Origin of the sequence: Mesorhizobium sp. M7A.F.Ca.MR.176.00.0.0, assembly GCF_004023165.1 — a bacterium.
Taxonomy (GTDB): Bacteria; Pseudomonadota; Alphaproteobacteria; order Rhizobiales; family Rhizobiaceae; genus Mesorhizobium.
In genome coordinates this window covers 6,530-20,904 of sequence record NZ_RZTC01000104.1, presented here as the reverse complement: position 1 = coordinate 20,904, position 14,375 = coordinate 6,530, and the positions used below count along the sequence as shown (strand labels likewise).

The following is a 14,375-nucleotide window of genomic DNA, read 5'->3' as shown; positions in this document are numbered from 1 at the left end:
CAGGGCGTCAAGGACTGGGGCCATCTGATCGAAGGCCATGGCGGCATGATGGACCGCACCGACAGCCTGGTCTTCGCCGCCCCGGTGTTCTTCCACATCGTGCGCTATTTCTGGACGGTCTGAGCCGGCGGCCTGTTGCAAGAGCGGTTCATTGGCGCGCTCAGAGCCGGTTGTGGATCAGCATGGTGACGACGAAGAACGCGCCGACGGAGCTGGTGATGATGCCGATCGGCAGCTCCTGCGGCAGCAGCAGCGTTCGGGCCAGAAGATCGCTGGCCAGCAACAGCACCGCGCCGGGTCAGTTTGGAAGCCGTTTGACACCCTTTTTTATACGCCGAGATAGCGGTCCTGAATTTCTGGCGTCAGCGCCTCGGGCGTGCCTTCGAAGACGGTCATGCCCTTTTCCAGAACGAAGCAGCGGTCGGCCACAGGTAGAAGCTCGGCAAGCGTCTTGTCGACGATAAGGATCGACTGTCCGCTCGACTTGAGCTTGCGGATTGCTGCCCAGATGTCCTGGCGGATCACAGGTGCCAGACCCTCGGTCGCCTCGTCCAGAATGAGCAGGCTCGGATTGGTCATCAACGCGCGGCCGATGGCTACCATCTGCTGCTCGCCGCCCGACAGTGTACCGGCATATTGGTCGCGGCGTTCGCCGAGACGCGGAAACAGCTCGACAACTTTTTCCAATGTCCACGCGCTGCCGCGTGCTGCGGCCAGCAGGTTCTCCAGTACGGTCAGATTGGGAAAGCAGCGCCTTCCCTCCGGCACCAGACCCAGGCCAAGGCGCGCGATGCGGTGCGGGCGCATGCCGGCGACTTGGCGGCCGCCAAAGCTGATCGAGCCTGAGCGCGGTTTCGCGAGGCCGAGAATGGAATTGATCGTCGTCGTCTTGCCCATGCCGTTGCGGCCCATGAGCGCCACGACCTCACCCGCCCTGACGTCGAGCGAGACGCCGAACAGCGCCTGCGATGCGCCGTAGAAGGTTTCGACGCCGTTGAGTTCCAGCAGGCTCACGCAGCTTCTCCGAGATAGGCCCGGCGCACTTCGGGATCGTTGCGGATCTCGTCCACCGTGCCGGTGGCGATGACGCGGCCATAGACGAGGACCGAGATACGGTCGGCAAGCGCGAAGACGGCATCCATGTCGTGCTCGACGAGCAGGATCGGCGCTTCGTGGCGCAGGCCGTCGAGGAATTTCGTCAACGCTTTCGATCCGTCTGGCCCCATGCCGGCCATCGGCTCGTCGAACAAAAAGGCCTTCGATCCAAGGGCCAACGCAATGGCGATTTCGAGTTGACGGCGTTCGCCATGCGACAGCTCAGCGGCTGGCACGTAGGCGCGCCCGGCAAGGCCGACGCGCTCCAGCATCGCCATCGCCGGTTCTGTCAGGCTCTTGTCGCTCATCACGGGGCGTAAGAAGCGGAAGCTCGTTCCCTGGCGTGCCTGCACCGCCAGCATCACATTGCGCAGCGCGGAAAACTCCTGCGCGAGTGATGAGATCTGGAAGCTGCGGCCGAGCCCAAGCCGCCCGCGGGCCGCCATGTCGAGCCCGGCCATATCCTGGCCGAGAAAGCGGATACTGCCGCTGTCTGGCCGGAGCGAGCCCGAGATCTGGTGGATCAGCGTGCTTTTGCCGGCTCCATTGGGGCCGATCAGCGCGTGGATTTCGCCCGGCTTGAGATCGAGGCTGACGCCGTCGGTGGCCTTCAGCGCGCCGAAAGTCTTTTTGAGATCGCGTATTTCGAGGACCAGCTCAGCCATGACGCGCCTCTCCAGCCAAAAGGCCAAGCAGCCCGCCGCGCGCGAACAAAACGACGCCGAGCAGGATCAGGCCAAGGAAGAACTGCCAGCGTTCGGTGAAGCCGCCAAGCGCGAATTCGAACAGCACGTAAAGCATCGCGCCCGCAACCGGACCGAACAGCCGACCCTTGCCGCCAAGGATGATGAGCACGATCAGCTCGCCCGACATGTGCCAGGACAGCATCGAGGGGCTGACGAAGCGGTTGAGATCGGCAAACAGCGCGCCGGCGAGGCCTGTGACCATGGCAGAGATGGCGAAGGCAACGAGCCTGATGTTGAAGGGTGCGATGCCGACGGCGGACAGCCTGGTCGCGTTCTGCCGTGCCGCCTGCAATGCGGCACCGAAGCGCGATCCGCGCAGCAGCCAGAACAGGCCAAGTGCTGCCATCAGCACGATATAGCAGATCAGGAAATAGGTCAGGGACTGCGCCGTGTTCATGCCGGGAAAGCCATTGCGGACATAGATCGACAGCCCGTCCTCGCCGCCATAGGCCGGCCAGGAGATGGCGAAGTAGTAGATCATCTGCGCGAAAGCGAGCGTGATCATGATGAAATAGACGCCCGTCGTGCGCAGGCTGATCGCTCCGATCGGCAAGGCGACAAGGCCGCAAACCAGGATCGCCACCGACCAGATGACCGGCATCGAGGTCGTGCCTTGCAGGCCAAACAACAGCGGTTCGGCGTTGAAGGCATGGGTCGCCAGGATGCCGGCGGCATAGCCGCCAAGGCCGAAGAAGGCGGCGTGGCCAAAGGATACCAGCCCGCCAAGACCAAGCGCGATGTTGAGCCCGACAGCAGCGAGCGCAAGGATCGTAATGCGCGTGGCAAGCGTGACGTAGAATTGCTCGCCCATGGCAGACGCACTGAACGGGATCGCTAGCAGCAGAAGTGCCAGCAGTATATTGACGATGGTTTCGCGGCTCATGGCGGCCCTTACGACTGCGCCGCAAACAGGCCGCTTGGCCTGAAAGCGAGGATCAGGGCCATGACGATGTAGATCAGCATGGAGGCGAGTGAGGCACCGATCAGCCCGGCCTGTGCCGTCGGCATCATCAACGCCAGCGCCTTGGGCAGGAGGAAGCGGCCCATCGTGTCGACGAGGCCGACGAGGATGGCACCGAACAGCGCACCCTTGATCGAGCCGATGCCGCCGATGACGATGACCACGAAGGCGAGGATGAGTGCTGGCTCGCCCATGCCGACCTGCACCGATTGCAGCGCACCGACCAGCGCGCCGGCAAGGCCGGCAAGGGCAGCACCTAGCGCGAAGACAACAGTGTAGAGCGTGCGGATGTCGACGCCGAGGGCTGCGATCATCTCGCGGTCGGATTCGCCGGCGCGGATGCGCATGCCGAGACGGGTGCGTGAGATCAGCAGATAGAGCCCCACAGCAACGGCGATGCCGACGCCGATAATGGCGAGGCGGTAGAGCTGGTACTGGCCACCGCCGGGCAGGGGCACCGCGCCTTGCAGCAGCGGTGGGATGTCGAGATAAAGCGGAAACGAGCCAGACAGCCAGCGCGTGCCTTCCGAAAAGATCAGGATCAGCGCAAACGTCGCCAGCACCTGGTCAAGATGGTCGCGCTCATAAAGCCTGCGGATGACAACGATCTCCATGACCGCACCGGCGGCTGCCGCAGCGATCAGGCTCGCCACCAGACCGATCCAGAACGAACCAGTGGCGGCGGCGACCGTGGCACAGGCAAAGGCGCCGACCATGTAGAGCGAGCCATGGGCGAGGTTGATCAGGCCCATGACTCCGAAGATCAGCGTCAGGCCGGCGGCCATGAGGAACAGCATCACTCCGAGCTGCAGCCCGTTGAGAAGTTGTTCGATCAGAAGGGCGATGGACAAATGAACGATCCGGGCTGTGGTTCAAGGCGGGGAATGCCGAAGCAAGCCGCTGCAAGATACGGCGGTGCGGCCTCGCCGCGGCCCCGGCCCCGTCGATGACGAGGCCGGCACTTTAGCAAAGCGGATGCAGCCTTGGGCTACATCTTGCACTGGTCGGCATAGGCGTCCTTGTGGTGTTCGAAGGCGGTGGCGATGATCTTGTTGGTCAAGACATCGCCTTCCTTTACCACCTCACGGACGTAGATGTTCTGGACCGGATGATTGTTGGTGTTGAAGGTGAACTCGCCGCGCACCGACTTGAAATCGGCTGCCTTGAGGGCCGCGCGGAACGCGTCCTTGTCCTTAACACCGGCCTTGGACAGCGCAGACAGGATCAGGTTCGCCGTATCCCAGCTCTGGGCGGCGTAGATTGAGGGCAGGCGATTGTATTCGGCCTTGAAGGCCTCGACGAACTGCTTGTTGGCTTCGTTGTCGAGGTCCCTGGACCAGCTCGCCGAGTTCTTGACGCCGAGGGCTGCGTCGCCAACCGCGGGCAAAATGTCCTGGTCGAAGGAGAAGCCAGGACCCATGACCGGGATGTTCACGCCCGACTGGGCGTACTGCTTCATGAAGGAAATGCCCATGCCGCCAGGCAGGAAGAAGAACACCGAGTCGGCACCGGAATCGCGGATCTGGGCGATCTCGGCGGCGTAGTCGGCCTGGCCGATCTGGGTGTAGGCCTCGCCTGCCAGCTCGCCCTTGTAGTAGCGCTTGAAGCCGGTCAGCGAATCCTTGCCAGCCGGGTAGTTGGGCGCGAGGATGAAGGTCTTCTTGTAGTCCTTGTTGGCGTACTGACCCATCGCCTCATGGAAATTGTCGTTCTGGTAGGCGACGTTGAAATAGTTCTTGTTGCACTTGGCGCCGGCAAGCGCCGACGGGCCGGCATTGGGCGACAGATAGATGACGTCCTGCGCCACCGCGTTGGGCACCACCGCCATCGCCAGGTTCGACCAGATGATGCCGGTGAGCAGGTCGACCTTGTCGCTCTGGATCATCTTTTCGGCGAGCTGCACCGCGATCTCGGGCTTCTGGGCATCGTCTTCGATGACCAGCTCGACATCCTTGTTGCCGGACTGTTTCATCGCCAGCGTAAAGGCATCGCGCATGTCGACGCCGAGACCCGCACCGCCGCCCGAAAGCGTGGTGATGACGCCGATCTTGACGGGTTCGGCATAGGCAAGGCCAGATGTGGCCAGCGACAAAGCGAACATGCTGGATGCCAGGATATTCTTCATTTTTCTCTCCTTCCCAGTGTTTTCAATATAGATAAAATAGCTTTAGAGCCGGGTGCGAACTTTCCAGAGTTCAGTGAACAGTTCAACCTCCAGCATCTCTTCAGACACGAAGCGCCCGACGTGCCGCCGGTGCTGCGTTTCATGCCGATGATGCGTTCGACTGTGGTGACATGATTGAAGCGCCAGCGCCCGGCCATTGCCGATCGGCGCGGTGTGGTCACCCAGACCCCTTTTCGACCAGACGTCGGTCAGTTCGACACCGGCATTAAGGTATTCGGGGTAGTCGAAGCCATAGAGCAGGAAGTTCGGCCACTGTTCCTCGGGCGTAAGGTTGTCGCGCGTGAACGTGTCGAAATGCGCTGACGGTCCAAGCATTCTGCGGCTGTCCCCTAGATGCTCGTTGCCACGGTCTTGTCGCCGTGCGTGTGTTTGAATACGCAACTTGCGGGGAGGCTTTGCGCCGACGCCGGGCTGGTCATCCGCATATGCGGCAGCACCCGGCGCGATCGAACATGCGACCGGCATTTGGCACAGCGAGACCTCCCACGCTCTCGACTGACGATTGAGAATTGCACCAGACCAAATTTATTTCAAGCCTAAAGTTTTTGGCCCTGCCCGAGCGTTGGTGCACAAATGCGGCATGTTCGGCATCTTCGGCAAGCTCTTTGGAAAACAACGTTTTTCGCCGAACGTCTCGCCGTCGAAAACCTGGGAAGGCCTGATCGGCACGCCCTTCTCGCCGCTGCAGGCGGCGGCCGTGGCCTTCGTCGCCTGCTCGATGGGATTTCTTGGCGGGTTGGTCGCCTCGGCCATCAAGCGCGACCAGGGCGTCAAGGACTGGGGCCATCTGATCGAAGGCCATGGCGGCATGATGGACCGCACCGACAAGCCTGGTCTTCGCCGCGCCTGTCTTCTTTCACATTGTGCGCTATTTCTGGACGGTCTGAGCCGGCGGCGTCTTGCCCGCCGCGATCAGACCCGGATCAGCATGGTGACGACCAAAAACCACGCTATTTGGCGCGTTTCCTGACATACAGTTCCAGCTTGTGGCGGACGATTTCGAAGCCAAGCTCCGACGCTATCTCGGCCTGCAGTTTCTCGATTTTGTCGGAACGGAACTCGATCACCTGACCGGTGTCGAGGTCGATGAGATGGTCGTGATGTTCACGGTCCGCGTTTTCGAACCGGGCGCGGCCCTCGTCGAAGGCATGACGCTGGATGGCGCCTTTCTCCTCCAGGAGCCGCAACGTCCGGTAGACGGTCGACAAGGAAATGCTGCCGTCGATCTGGTGGGCACGAGAATACAATTCGTTCGCGTCCGGATGGTCGTGCGCATCCGCCAGCAGCCGCAAGATCACCTTGCGTTGTTCGGTCATCCGGACACCGGCGGCTTTCAAATTGCTCCGGAATCGCTCGAAAAGGTCGTTATCCGCTTTCATCCGCCATACTTAGCCGCGTTGCCACGCGACTGCAATTAGCTACTTGCAAATCAGTTGCAACTGCAATATTAGATGCAAATCAAACGCATTAGCATGACGCGAGCGGCGCATGGGCGACGACCAACTCCAGTCGAAAGGCATCCGATGACTGCTTCTGCTTCCCCAACCCGCAGGACGATGCTGCGGGCGCTTGGCGGCCTTGTGGCCATCGGTTTTGCGACGATGGCGAGCCTCGTTCCGGTCATGGCACAGGAGACCCAGCCTGCGGCAGGGAAGGTTCTGCGCGTCGTGACGACGTTCACGATCATCCAGGATATCGCGCAAAACGTAGCCGGGACCGCGGCAATCGTAGAGTCGGTGACCAAGCCCGGCGCCGAAATCCACGACTATCAGCCGACGCCGCTCGACGTGGTGAAGGCGCAATCGGCCGACCTCGTGCTCTGGAACGGCATGAACCTCGAACGCTGGTTCGAGAAATTCTTCGACAACGTGAAGAACGTGCCGAGCGCCGTCGTCACGGACGGTGTCGAGCCGATGGGGATCAAGGAGGGGCCCTACGAAGGCAAGCCCAATCCGCATGCGTGGATGTCGCCGAAGAACGCCCTCATCTATGTCGAGAACATCCGCAAGGCGCTGTCCAAGGCGGATCCGGCAAACGCCCAGGTCTATGCCGCCAACGCCGCCGCCTATTCGGAAAAGATCAAGGCAATCGACGAGCCCATGCGCAAGCGCCTGTCGGCGATCCCCACGGACCAACGCTGGCTGGTTACAAGCGAAGGCGCTTTCAGCTACCTGGCACGCGACTTCGATCTGCGCGAAGCCTATCTGTGGCCGATCAACGCTGACCAGCAAGGCACTCCGCAACAGGCGCGCAAGCTCATCGACCTGGTGCGCGAGAACAAGATTCCGGTGGTGTTCAGCGAAAGCACCATTTCGGACAAGGCGGCCAAGCAAGTCGCGCGCGAAACCGGAGCCACCTATGGAGGCGTTCTCTACGTCGATTCGCTGAGCGAGGAAGACGGCCCGGTTCCGACCTATCTGAAGCTTCTCGAAACCACCGTCGAGACTATCGTCCAGGGGTTCGGCGGGTGACCGGGGTTCGCACCGCGCTCGCTCCGGACAGCGTCCAGGGCAGCCCTGATCGAACATCGACCGGTAGCGGCCGGGTCGTTGCCTCCATCGACGTGGACGACGTCACCGTCAGCTATTCAAGCGGGGTCACGGCCGTACACTCCGCCTCTTTCAGACTCGGCGCCTCCACCATATGCGCGCTGGTCGGCGTCAACGGCTCCGGCAAATCGACGCTGTTCAAGGCGCTGATGGGCTTCCTGACGCCGTCGACCGGAACAGTGCTTATCGCCGGATTGCCGGTCCACGCAGCGCTGAAGCGCGGCCTAGTAGCGTATGTGCCGCAGAGCGAGGATGTCGACTGGAACTTTCCGGTGCTGGTGGAAGATGTCGTCATGATGGGCCGCTATGGCCACATGAATTTTCTGCGTATCCCAGGCAGAGCCGATCGCATGGCGGTCGACGCGGCGCTGGAACGGGTCGGCATGACCGATTTTCGCAAGCGCCAGATCGGCGAACTGAGCGGCGGCCAGAAGAAGCGCGTGTTCCTGGCGCGCGCTCTGGCGCAGGGCGGCGAGATCATCCTGCTCGACGAGCCGTTCACCGGCGTCGACGTGCAGACCGAAGCAGCGATCATCGATCTCCTTCGGTCGATGCGCGACGACGGCAAGCTGATGTTGGTGTCGACGCACAATCTCGGCAGCATCGTCAATTTCTGCGACCATGTCGTCATCTTCAACAAGACGGTGCTGGCCTTCGGACCGACAGAGACAACGTTTACGCAAGCCAATCTTGCGAAAGCTTTTGGCGGCGTGCTGAGGCATCTACGCCTCGGCGGCGCCGATCTTCACGACGACCCCGACGCTCGCCACCTGACCGTGCTGACCGATGACGAGCGCCCTCTGGTGCTTTACGGCGAGCGCGATCAAGAGAAGATGATGAAGCCCGACAGCGGATCGCCAGCCCCGTGATTGACATCCTGCTGGAACCCTTCACCTACAACTACATGGCCAAGGCCATCTGGGTCAGCGCCCTGGTCGGCATGGTCTGCGCGTTCCTGTCCTGCTATCTCATACTCAAGGGCTGGGCCCTGATGGGCGACGCGCTTGCCCACTCGGTGGTGCCGGGCGTTGCGGCCGCCTACATGCTGGCCCTTCCCTATGCCGCCGGCGCATTCGCCTCCGGCCTAATCGCCGCACTCGGCATCACCTTGGTGCGGCGCGTGACGCAACTTCGCGAGGACGCCGTGATCGGCCTTGTCTTTACAACGCTGTTCGCTGGCGGGCTGCTGATTGCGTCGATCAGTCCGACCTCCGTAAACATCCAGTCCATCGTACTCGGCAACATCCTCGCAATCTCCGACGAGGATGTAACCCAGGTCATCCTCATCGCAGCGGTTTCGCTGGCTGTATTGGGGCTTCGATGGAAGGATATGATGCTGGTGTTCTTCGATGAGAACCATGCGCGCGGCGTCGGCCTGAATCCGTGGCGGTTGCGGGTCCTGTTCTTCGTGCTGCTCAGCGCCTGCATCGTCGCCGCGCTCCAGACCGTCGGCGCGATCCTCGTGATCGCGATGGTGGTAACGCCTGGTGCCACCGCCTATCTGCTTACCGATCGGTTCGGCGTCATGATCCTGCTCGCGATGGCGATCGGCGCGGCGACGAGCGCGGTCGGCGCCTATCTCAGCTTCTTTCTCGATGGCGCGACTGGCGGACTGATCGTGGTGCTGCAGACCGTGGTCTTTCTGACTGCCTTCGTCTTCGCACCCAAACATGGCCGTCTCGCCGCGCGCCGGGCGGCACGTGCCGCATCCCAGGTCGCGTCATGATGACAATCTGGTCCTGGATCGCCGAACCGCTCAGCCATGAGTTCATGCGTCGCGGTCTCACCGTCGCCATTCTGGTCGGCGCCATCTGCGCGGTGTTGTCCTGCTATCTCGTCCTGAAGGGCTGGTCGCTGATGGGCGACGCCGTTTCGCATGCCGTGCTTCCGGGTATTGTGCTCGCCTATATCGCCGGGATCCCGCTTGCCTTCGGCGCATTCGTCGCAGGGCTTGGCTGCGCTTTGGCGACGGGCTACCTCAAGCAGCACAGCCGGATCAAGGAGGACGCAGTCATGGGCATCGTCTTCTCAGGCATGTTCGCGTTTGGCCTGGTTCTGTTCGTCAAGGTCGAGACCGACCAGCATCTCAATCATATCCTGTTCGGCAACATGCTCGGCGTCCAGTGGCGCGACGTGATCGAGGCGGCGATCATCGTCGTGCCGGCGATCCTCATCGTTCTGGCAAAACGCAAGGATCTGCTGCTCTATTGTTTCGATCCGGCCCATGCGCGCGCGATCGGCCTGCCCGTCAATCTGCTGCATTTCGGGCTGTTGACGCTGCTCGCGTTGACCATCGTGGCCTCGCTGAAGGCTGTCGGGATCATCCTTGTCATCGCCATGCTGATCGCGCCGGGAGCGATCGGTTTTCTTTTGACGAAGAGCTTTGAGCGTATGCTCGCCATTGCTGCCGCGGCCGCCATCGGGTCGAGCGTCGTGGGAACGATCCTCAGCTATCACATCGACGCAGCCACGGGCCCGACGATCGTCGTGGTTCAGGCCGGCGTTTTTTTGCTTGCCCTGTTCCAGTCGAAGCGCCCAAGGCAACAGGTGCAACTGGGCATTTCGGGAGGGTAATCGCGGCGCTGGCCCCGGCCGAGGCCGCACTCAAAGCCGGTTGCGGATGAGCATGGTGACGACGAAGAACGCGCCGACCGAGCTGGTGATGATGCCGATCGGCAGTTCCTGCGGCGGCAGCAGCGTTCGAGCCAGAAGGTCGCTGGCCAGCAACAGCACCGCGCCGAACACGGCGCAGCTGGCAACCAGGCGTAGATGCAAGGGGCCCGCCAGCGGCCGCGACAGATGCGGGATCATCAGCCCGACGAAGCCGATGACGCCGGCGACCGAGACCAGGATCGCCGTCGAGAAGGCGGCGACGAGAAAGGTCATCCTTCGCATCCGCGCCACCGGCACGCCCAGGCTTTCGGCGGCGTTTTCGCCGGCCAGGAAAGCATCGAGCCGGCGGTGGTTCCACAGCGCGTAAGCCAGGATAGTGCCCGCACCCAAGGCGCCGAGCCAGATATTGTTCCAGCGCGCCAGGCCGAGCCCACCCATGGTCCAGAACAGCACGGAGTGCGCGGCGCGCTGGTCGCCGGCAAAGACAAGATAATTGGTCAAGGCGGTGAACATGAAGGACACGGCAAGGCCGGCAAGGATCAGCCGCTCCGGGCCTTGCCCCCTCACCCGCGCAACCAGCAGCAGGACGACACCGGCAGCCAATATGCCGCCGGTGAAGGCCGCGACCGGCAATGTCCAGATGCCGAAACTGTCTCCGAAGACGGTGATGACGGAAACCGCACCCGCGGCGGCGCCCGACGACAGGCCGAACAGGAACGGGTCGGCAAGGTCGTTGCGGGTCACCGTCTGCAGCAGCGCACCGACGACGCCGAGACCGGCCCCGACGCAGATGGCCAGGACCGTGCGCGGCAGCCGCAGATCGACGACGATCTTGCCGACCGGCCCGGACACGTCGTGCCCACTGAAGCCGATTGCGCGGCCAAGCGAGGCAACGACGTCGGCCAACGGAATCAACGTCGAGCCATAGGCAATCGACAGCAGAGCGAGAGCGGCGATCGCCGCCGCCCCCACCAGCATGGCCAGCGCGAATGCCGGATGGCGCAAACCTGGAAATGCGTCGTGTCTGTCAGGACGCGTGCGACGCACTTCCAGGATCTTTTGCTCATGCATGTCGTTGCCCCAAAACCGCTGCGCACTTTTGGGCGACAGGCATCAAAACGCTTCCGGATGCATGGCCTTGGCGATTTTGTCGATCGCTTCGATATTGGCGGGTCCGGGTGTCAGTTCGGCATAGCGCAGGGCGACGAAGCGCTCGTTCTTGACCGCGTCCGTCTCTTTCATGGCCGGATGGACCTTCAGGAAATCGAGCAGCTTCTTGTAGCCGCCGCCATCCTGGTAATCGAGCAGGATGAGGAATTGCGGATTGCGCGACGCCACCGTTTCCCAGTCCGTGTTGCCCCAGCTGGTGTCCATGTCGGCCATGATGTTGTCGCCGCCGGCGGCTGATATCATGGCGCTGGGGATGGCGAACTTGCCTGCGGTGAACGGTTTGTCCTCGCCGGAATCATAGAGAAACACTCGCGTTGCCTTGCCGTTGCCGACCTTGGCGGTGATGTCGGCGAGCCGCGTCTTCCAGCCGGCAACAAGCTTCTCCGCCTCGGCCTCCTTGCCGAAGATCTTGCCCAGCTTTTCGACGTCGCCATAGAGCAGGTCCATCGAGGCGGCTGGACGGCTCTTGTCGAGATGCACGCAGCTTTCCGTCAGCACCAGCGTCTTGATGCCGTGCGGAGCAAGCGTATCGGGTGTCACCTCGCCGCCCGGCTTCATGCCGTAATACCAGCCGGCGAAGAAGAAATCCGGCTCGACCGCGACGAGGTTTTCGAGCGTCGGATATTTCGGCGCCAGTTCCGGGATCGAACCCTGCTCGGCCTTGAATTCGGGACCCACCTTGTACCATCCGGTGATGCCGGTCAGGCCGACGATCGACGGCTGCAGTTTCAGCGCGAAAGCCATCTCGGCCATGTTGAGGTCCTGGATGACGGCGCGCTTCGGCGGCGCATCGAAGGTCAGCGGCTTGCCGCAGCTGTCGACCGTGACCGGGAAGGCCAGGGCTGTCGAGGCCAGCAGCGAGAAGACAAGCGAAAAGGCCAGGCGTTTCACGGGTTTGCTCCTTGTGGATGGGATTGGGTCAACTACGAAATGGCTTCAATCACGTCGGCGGCGCGGCACGGTTCGGCACATCGAACACCGTCAGTTCGCGGTCTTCGGTCGGATGGCGCAGACGCAGCACATCGATGCCGAAAATCTCGCGGATCAGCTTTTGGGTCAGCGCTTCGCGCGGTGCGGCGAGCGCTTGCAGACGGGCATGGTTCATCACCGCCACCCTGGTGGCGAACGGTGCCACCAGCGCCAGATCGTGCAGCACCGCGATCACCGTCATCTCGAAGCCTGCCACGAGGTCGAGCAGTTCGCCGCGGGCACGCGGGTCGAGATGGTTGGTCGGCTCGTCGAGGAACAGGATTTTTGGCTGCTGGGCGATGGCGCGCGCAAGTTGGGCGCGCTGGCGCTCGCCGCCCGACAGCGAGCCGATGGTGCGGCCAAATAGCGGCAGCAGGCCGGTCCGGCGCAGTGCATCGACGACGATCTCGCGTTCCTCGCTCCTGCGCCGCAGCCCGGCATGCGGGACGCGGCCAAGCTCGACATAGTCGATCAGCGCCAGCCGCGGATCGGGGTGGTCGGTCTGGCCGACCACGGCAATGTGCAGCGCCCGTTCGGCGGCTGAAATCCTGTCCAGGCGGCGCCCGCCGAGCTTCACCTCGCCGGAGCTCGGCCGCAGCATGCCCGACAGCATGCGCAGCAGCGTCGTCTTGCCGGCGCCGTTGGGACCGATGATGGCAAGGCGATCGCCGGCGGCCACCGAGAAGCTGACCGCCTGAACCAGATCCCGCCCATTCGCCGTGACGCAGAGGTCACGGGCTTCGAGAAGCGCTACGGTCATCGGCTGCTGCCCGCCGGCTTGCCGGGACGGCAAAGCGTATATACGACGATGCGATGGATGGAGCCGTCCAACTTTCCGTCACTTTCCAAAACTGGCGACGGAAGGAAGCTGGCGAACCGGCCGACAAGACCGGGATTCGCGTTTCCTCCCGGCACACCCCGTCCGGTCAACTCAGTGATGGCAGGTCTCCTGGCTCACGGGTCGTTGCGCCATCCAGCCTTCCCAGCCTTGCCGGCCAGTGGCATTCACGGATTTTGCTCGCCGCTTACAGTTGCGGGGGCAGCCACGGTCTCGACCTGAGCAGGCCTCACCGTGTTCCCTTTTCACCCCTCGCCTTTCGACTCGGGGACCATCACCGCTTCAGCGTAGATTTGCGCCGATCGCTTCGCAATGGATTTCTCGGACGGAGTGGTGGGCCAGCTAAGGGAAGGCATCGCATGCTCTCGTTATGTAATAATATAACATATCTAAGAGATGACGCCGGTCGCTGTCAAGCGAAAGCTCATGGGGCGGTTGGCCGGATGGCGACCGGCATCGGCGCAGATTGCACGGGATGCGCAATTTCGATCAAACTGGCCTTGGGGAAAGGCGCCAAGATGATCCGGCCAATGCGAGGAGAAAAATGGACCCGACCGAGAAAGCGCTGTGGTTCGTCGAAAGCCATCTGCCGGAGGCGATCTCGCTTGATGATGTCGCGCAAAGCAGCGGCGTGTCGCGTTTTCATGTGACGCGCGCCTTCGGCGCCGCCACCGGCCGGTCGGTGATGGGCTACATGCGCTCACGCCGGCTGACCGAGGCGGCGCGCAAGCTGGCGGGCGGGGCGCCCGACATCCTCGCCGTCGCGCTCGACGCCGGCTACAACTCGCATGAGGCGTTCACCCGTGCCTTCCGCGATCAGTTCGGCACCACGCCGGAACTGGTGCGCGCGCAGGGCACACTCGACAAGCTCGACCTCGTGGAGCCGATCCTGATGGACCAGTCCCTCCTCACCAATCTCGAACCGCCGGGTTTCGAGACCAGCCGGCCGTTCCTGATCGCCGGCCTCGGCGAACGCTACAGCTGCGAAACCAGCGCCGCCATCCCGATGCAGTGGCAGCGCTTCGGCCCCTATATCGGCAACATTCCGGGCGAGACCGGCGACGTCGCCTATGGCGTCTGCGTCAACGGCGACGATGCCGGCAATTTCGACTACATCGCCGGCGTCGAAGTGTCTGACTTCTCCGACCTGCCCAGGGACTTCTACCGGGTGCGGGTGCCGGCGCAGAAATATGCGGTCTTTGCCCACCGCGAACACATCTCGACCATCCGCCGGACGGTCAACACGATC

General features: G+C 62.7%; 15 protein-coding genes, 4 pseudogenes and 1 riboswitch. Of the genes and pseudogenes, 7 read left to right on the top strand and 12 right to left on the bottom strand.

Features of this window, described 5'->3' with window-relative positions:
* A partial coding sequence (locus tag EOB59_RS27025; protein WP_164895757.1) for a phosphatidate cytidylyltransferase occupies positions 1-123 on the top strand: 123 nt, incomplete at its 5' end.
* A 37-nt stretch (positions 124-160) separates the two neighbouring features.
* Here EOB59_RS27025 and EOB59_RS27020 read toward each other — a convergent pair.
* The 8 genes and pseudogenes from EOB59_RS27020 to EOB59_RS26985 form a co-directional block, all read right to left on the bottom strand.
* A pseudogene (locus tag EOB59_RS27020) lies at positions 161-295 on the bottom strand (iron chelate uptake ABC transporter family permease subunit); the annotation flags it as partial.
* A 32-nt stretch (positions 296-327) separates the two neighbouring features.
* Positions 328-1,014, bottom strand: coding sequence for an ABC transporter ATP-binding protein (locus EOB59_RS27015; protein WP_127271619.1), 687 nt, complete (start codon positions 1,012-1,014; stop codon positions 328-330).
* The gene (locus EOB59_RS27010; protein ID WP_127321152.1) at positions 1,011-1,760 is read right to left on the bottom strand and encodes an ABC transporter ATP-binding protein; all 750 of its coding nucleotides are present in this window, start codon (positions 1,758-1,760) and stop codon (positions 1,011-1,013) included. The genes EOB59_RS27015 and EOB59_RS27010 overlap by 4 nt, the downstream gene beginning before the upstream one ends.
* On the bottom strand, positions 1,753-2,724 hold the full coding sequence (locus EOB59_RS27005; protein WP_128289621.1) for a branched-chain amino acid ABC transporter permease: 972 nt from the start codon (positions 2,722-2,724) through the stop codon (positions 1,753-1,755). Before EOB59_RS27005 ends, EOB59_RS27010 begins: the two co-directional genes overlap by 8 nt.
* A gap of 8 nt (positions 2,725-2,732) precedes the next feature.
* Positions 2,733-3,653 carry a branched-chain amino acid ABC transporter permease gene (locus EOB59_RS27000; protein ID WP_127270515.1) on the bottom strand — a complete coding sequence of 307 codons (921 nt, stop codon included), beginning with the start codon at positions 3,651-3,653 and terminating at the stop codon, positions 2,733-2,735.
* Positions 3,654-3,790: 137 nt separating this feature from the next.
* Complete coding sequence (locus tag EOB59_RS26995) at positions 3,791-4,927, bottom strand: ABC transporter substrate-binding protein (RefSeq protein WP_128289620.1); 1,137 nt, start codon at positions 4,925-4,927, stop codon at positions 3,791-3,793.
* 42 nt (positions 4,928-4,969) lie between these two features.
* A pseudogene (locus tag EOB59_RS26990) lies at positions 4,970-5,115 on the bottom strand (tryptophan 2,3-dioxygenase family protein); the annotation flags it as partial.
* A 1-nt stretch (position 5,116) separates the two neighbouring features.
* A pseudogene (locus EOB59_RS26985) lies at positions 5,117-5,302 on the bottom strand (2-aminobenzoate-CoA ligase); the annotation flags it as partial.
* A gap of 274 nt (positions 5,303-5,576) precedes the next feature.
* On the opposite strand from EOB59_RS26985, the pseudogene EOB59_RS26980 reads away from it, so the two are divergent.
* Positions 5,577-5,874 (top strand): annotated as a pseudogene (locus EOB59_RS26980) (phosphatidate cytidylyltransferase); the annotation flags it as partial.
* Positions 5,875-5,937: 63 nt separating this feature from the next.
* On the opposite strand, the gene EOB59_RS26975 reads toward EOB59_RS26980, so the two are convergent.
* Positions 5,938-6,366 carry a Fur family transcriptional regulator gene (locus EOB59_RS26975; RefSeq protein ID WP_023813521.1) on the bottom strand — a complete coding sequence of 143 codons (429 nt, stop codon included), beginning with the start codon at positions 6,364-6,366 and terminating at the stop codon, positions 5,938-5,940.
* Positions 6,367-6,588: 222 nt separating this feature from the next.
* On the opposite strand from EOB59_RS26975, the gene EOB59_RS26970 reads away from it, so the two are divergent.
* The 4 genes from EOB59_RS26970 (at position 6,589) to EOB59_RS26955 (ending at position 10,110) form a co-directional block, all read left to right on the top strand.
* Positions 6,589-7,458, top strand: a complete 870-nt coding sequence (locus tag EOB59_RS26970) for a metal ABC transporter substrate-binding protein (RefSeq protein ID WP_127267059.1) — start codon at positions 6,589-6,591, stop codon at positions 7,456-7,458.
* Between the two features lie 86 nt (positions 7,459-7,544).
* On the top strand, positions 7,545-8,405 hold the full coding sequence (locus EOB59_RS26965; RefSeq protein ID WP_023813519.1) for a manganese/iron ABC transporter ATP-binding protein: 861 nt from the start codon (positions 7,545-7,547) through the stop codon (positions 8,403-8,405).
* A complete protein-coding gene (locus EOB59_RS26960; protein WP_127267054.1) occupies positions 8,402-9,262 on the top strand; it encodes a metal ABC transporter permease in 861 nt (286 codons plus the stop codon). Before EOB59_RS26965 ends, EOB59_RS26960 begins: the two co-directional genes overlap by 4 nt.
* Positions 9,259-10,110 carry a metal ABC transporter permease gene (locus tag EOB59_RS26955; RefSeq protein WP_128289619.1) on the top strand — a complete coding sequence of 284 codons (852 nt, stop codon included), beginning with the start codon at positions 9,259-9,261 and terminating at the stop codon, positions 10,108-10,110. Before EOB59_RS26960 ends, EOB59_RS26955 begins: the two co-directional genes overlap by 4 nt.
* A 30-nt stretch (positions 10,111-10,140) precedes the next feature.
* Here EOB59_RS26955 and EOB59_RS26950 read toward each other — a convergent pair whose 3' ends face one another.
* From EOB59_RS26950 to EOB59_RS26940, 3 genes are all read right to left on the bottom strand, one after another.
* Entirely contained in the window at positions 10,141-11,127 is a 987-nt protein-coding gene (locus EOB59_RS26950) for an iron ABC transporter permease (protein ID WP_128289623.1), read from the bottom strand.
* A 135-nt stretch (positions 11,128-11,262) separates the two neighbouring features.
* Positions 11,263-12,210: an ABC transporter substrate-binding protein gene (locus EOB59_RS26945; RefSeq protein WP_127331508.1), complete on the bottom strand. Its 948-nt coding sequence runs from the start codon at positions 12,208-12,210 to the stop codon at positions 11,263-11,265.
* A 49-nt stretch (positions 12,211-12,259) separates the two neighbouring features.
* Positions 12,260-13,048 (bottom strand): ABC transporter ATP-binding protein, encoded by a 789-nt coding sequence (locus EOB59_RS26940; protein ID WP_128289618.1) that lies wholly within the window; start codon positions 13,046-13,048, stop codon positions 12,260-12,262.
* A gap of 161 nt (positions 13,049-13,209) precedes the next feature.
* Positions 13,210-13,417: riboswitch (cobalamin riboswitch) on the bottom strand.
* A gap of 253 nt (positions 13,418-13,670) precedes the next feature.
* On the opposite strand from EOB59_RS26940, the gene EOB59_RS26935 reads away from it, so the two are divergent.
* Positions 13,671-14,375 (top strand): AraC family transcriptional regulator (locus EOB59_RS26935; protein WP_245486772.1); only part of this gene is annotated, 705 nt, incomplete at its 3' end.

What these genes read in the sequence shown, in the direction of transcription:
- EOB59_RS27010 (WP_127321152.1), bottom strand. Translation starts at nt 1,760, where the DNA reads ATGGCTGAGCTGGTCCTCGAAATACGCGATCTCAAAAAGACTTTCGGC.
- EOB59_RS27005 (WP_128289621.1), bottom strand. Translation starts at nt 2,724, where the DNA reads ATGAGCCGCGAAACCATCGTCAATATACTGCTGGCACTTCTGCTGCTA.
- EOB59_RS26995 (WP_128289620.1), bottom strand. Translation starts at nt 4,927, where the DNA reads ATGAAGAATATCCTGGCATCCAGCATGTTCGCTTTGTCGCTGGCCACA.
- EOB59_RS26975 (WP_023813521.1), bottom strand. Translation starts at nt 6,366, where the DNA reads ATGAAAGCGGATAACGACCTTTTCGAGCGATTCCGGAGCAATTTGAAA.
- EOB59_RS26970 (WP_127267059.1), top strand. Translation starts at nt 6,589, where the DNA reads ATGGCGAGCCTCGTTCCGGTCATGGCACAGGAGACCCAGCCTGCGGCA.
- EOB59_RS26955 (WP_128289619.1), top strand. Translation starts at nt 9,259, where the DNA reads ATGATGACAATCTGGTCCTGGATCGCCGAACCGCTCAGCCATGAGTTC.
- EOB59_RS26950 (WP_128289623.1), bottom strand. Translation starts at nt 11,127, where the DNA reads ATGCTGGTGGGGGCGGCGGCGATCGCCGCTCTCGCTCTGCTGTCGATT.
- EOB59_RS26940 (WP_128289618.1), bottom strand. Translation starts at nt 13,048, where the DNA reads ATGACCGTAGCGCTTCTCGAAGCCCGTGACCTCTGCGTCACGGCGAAT.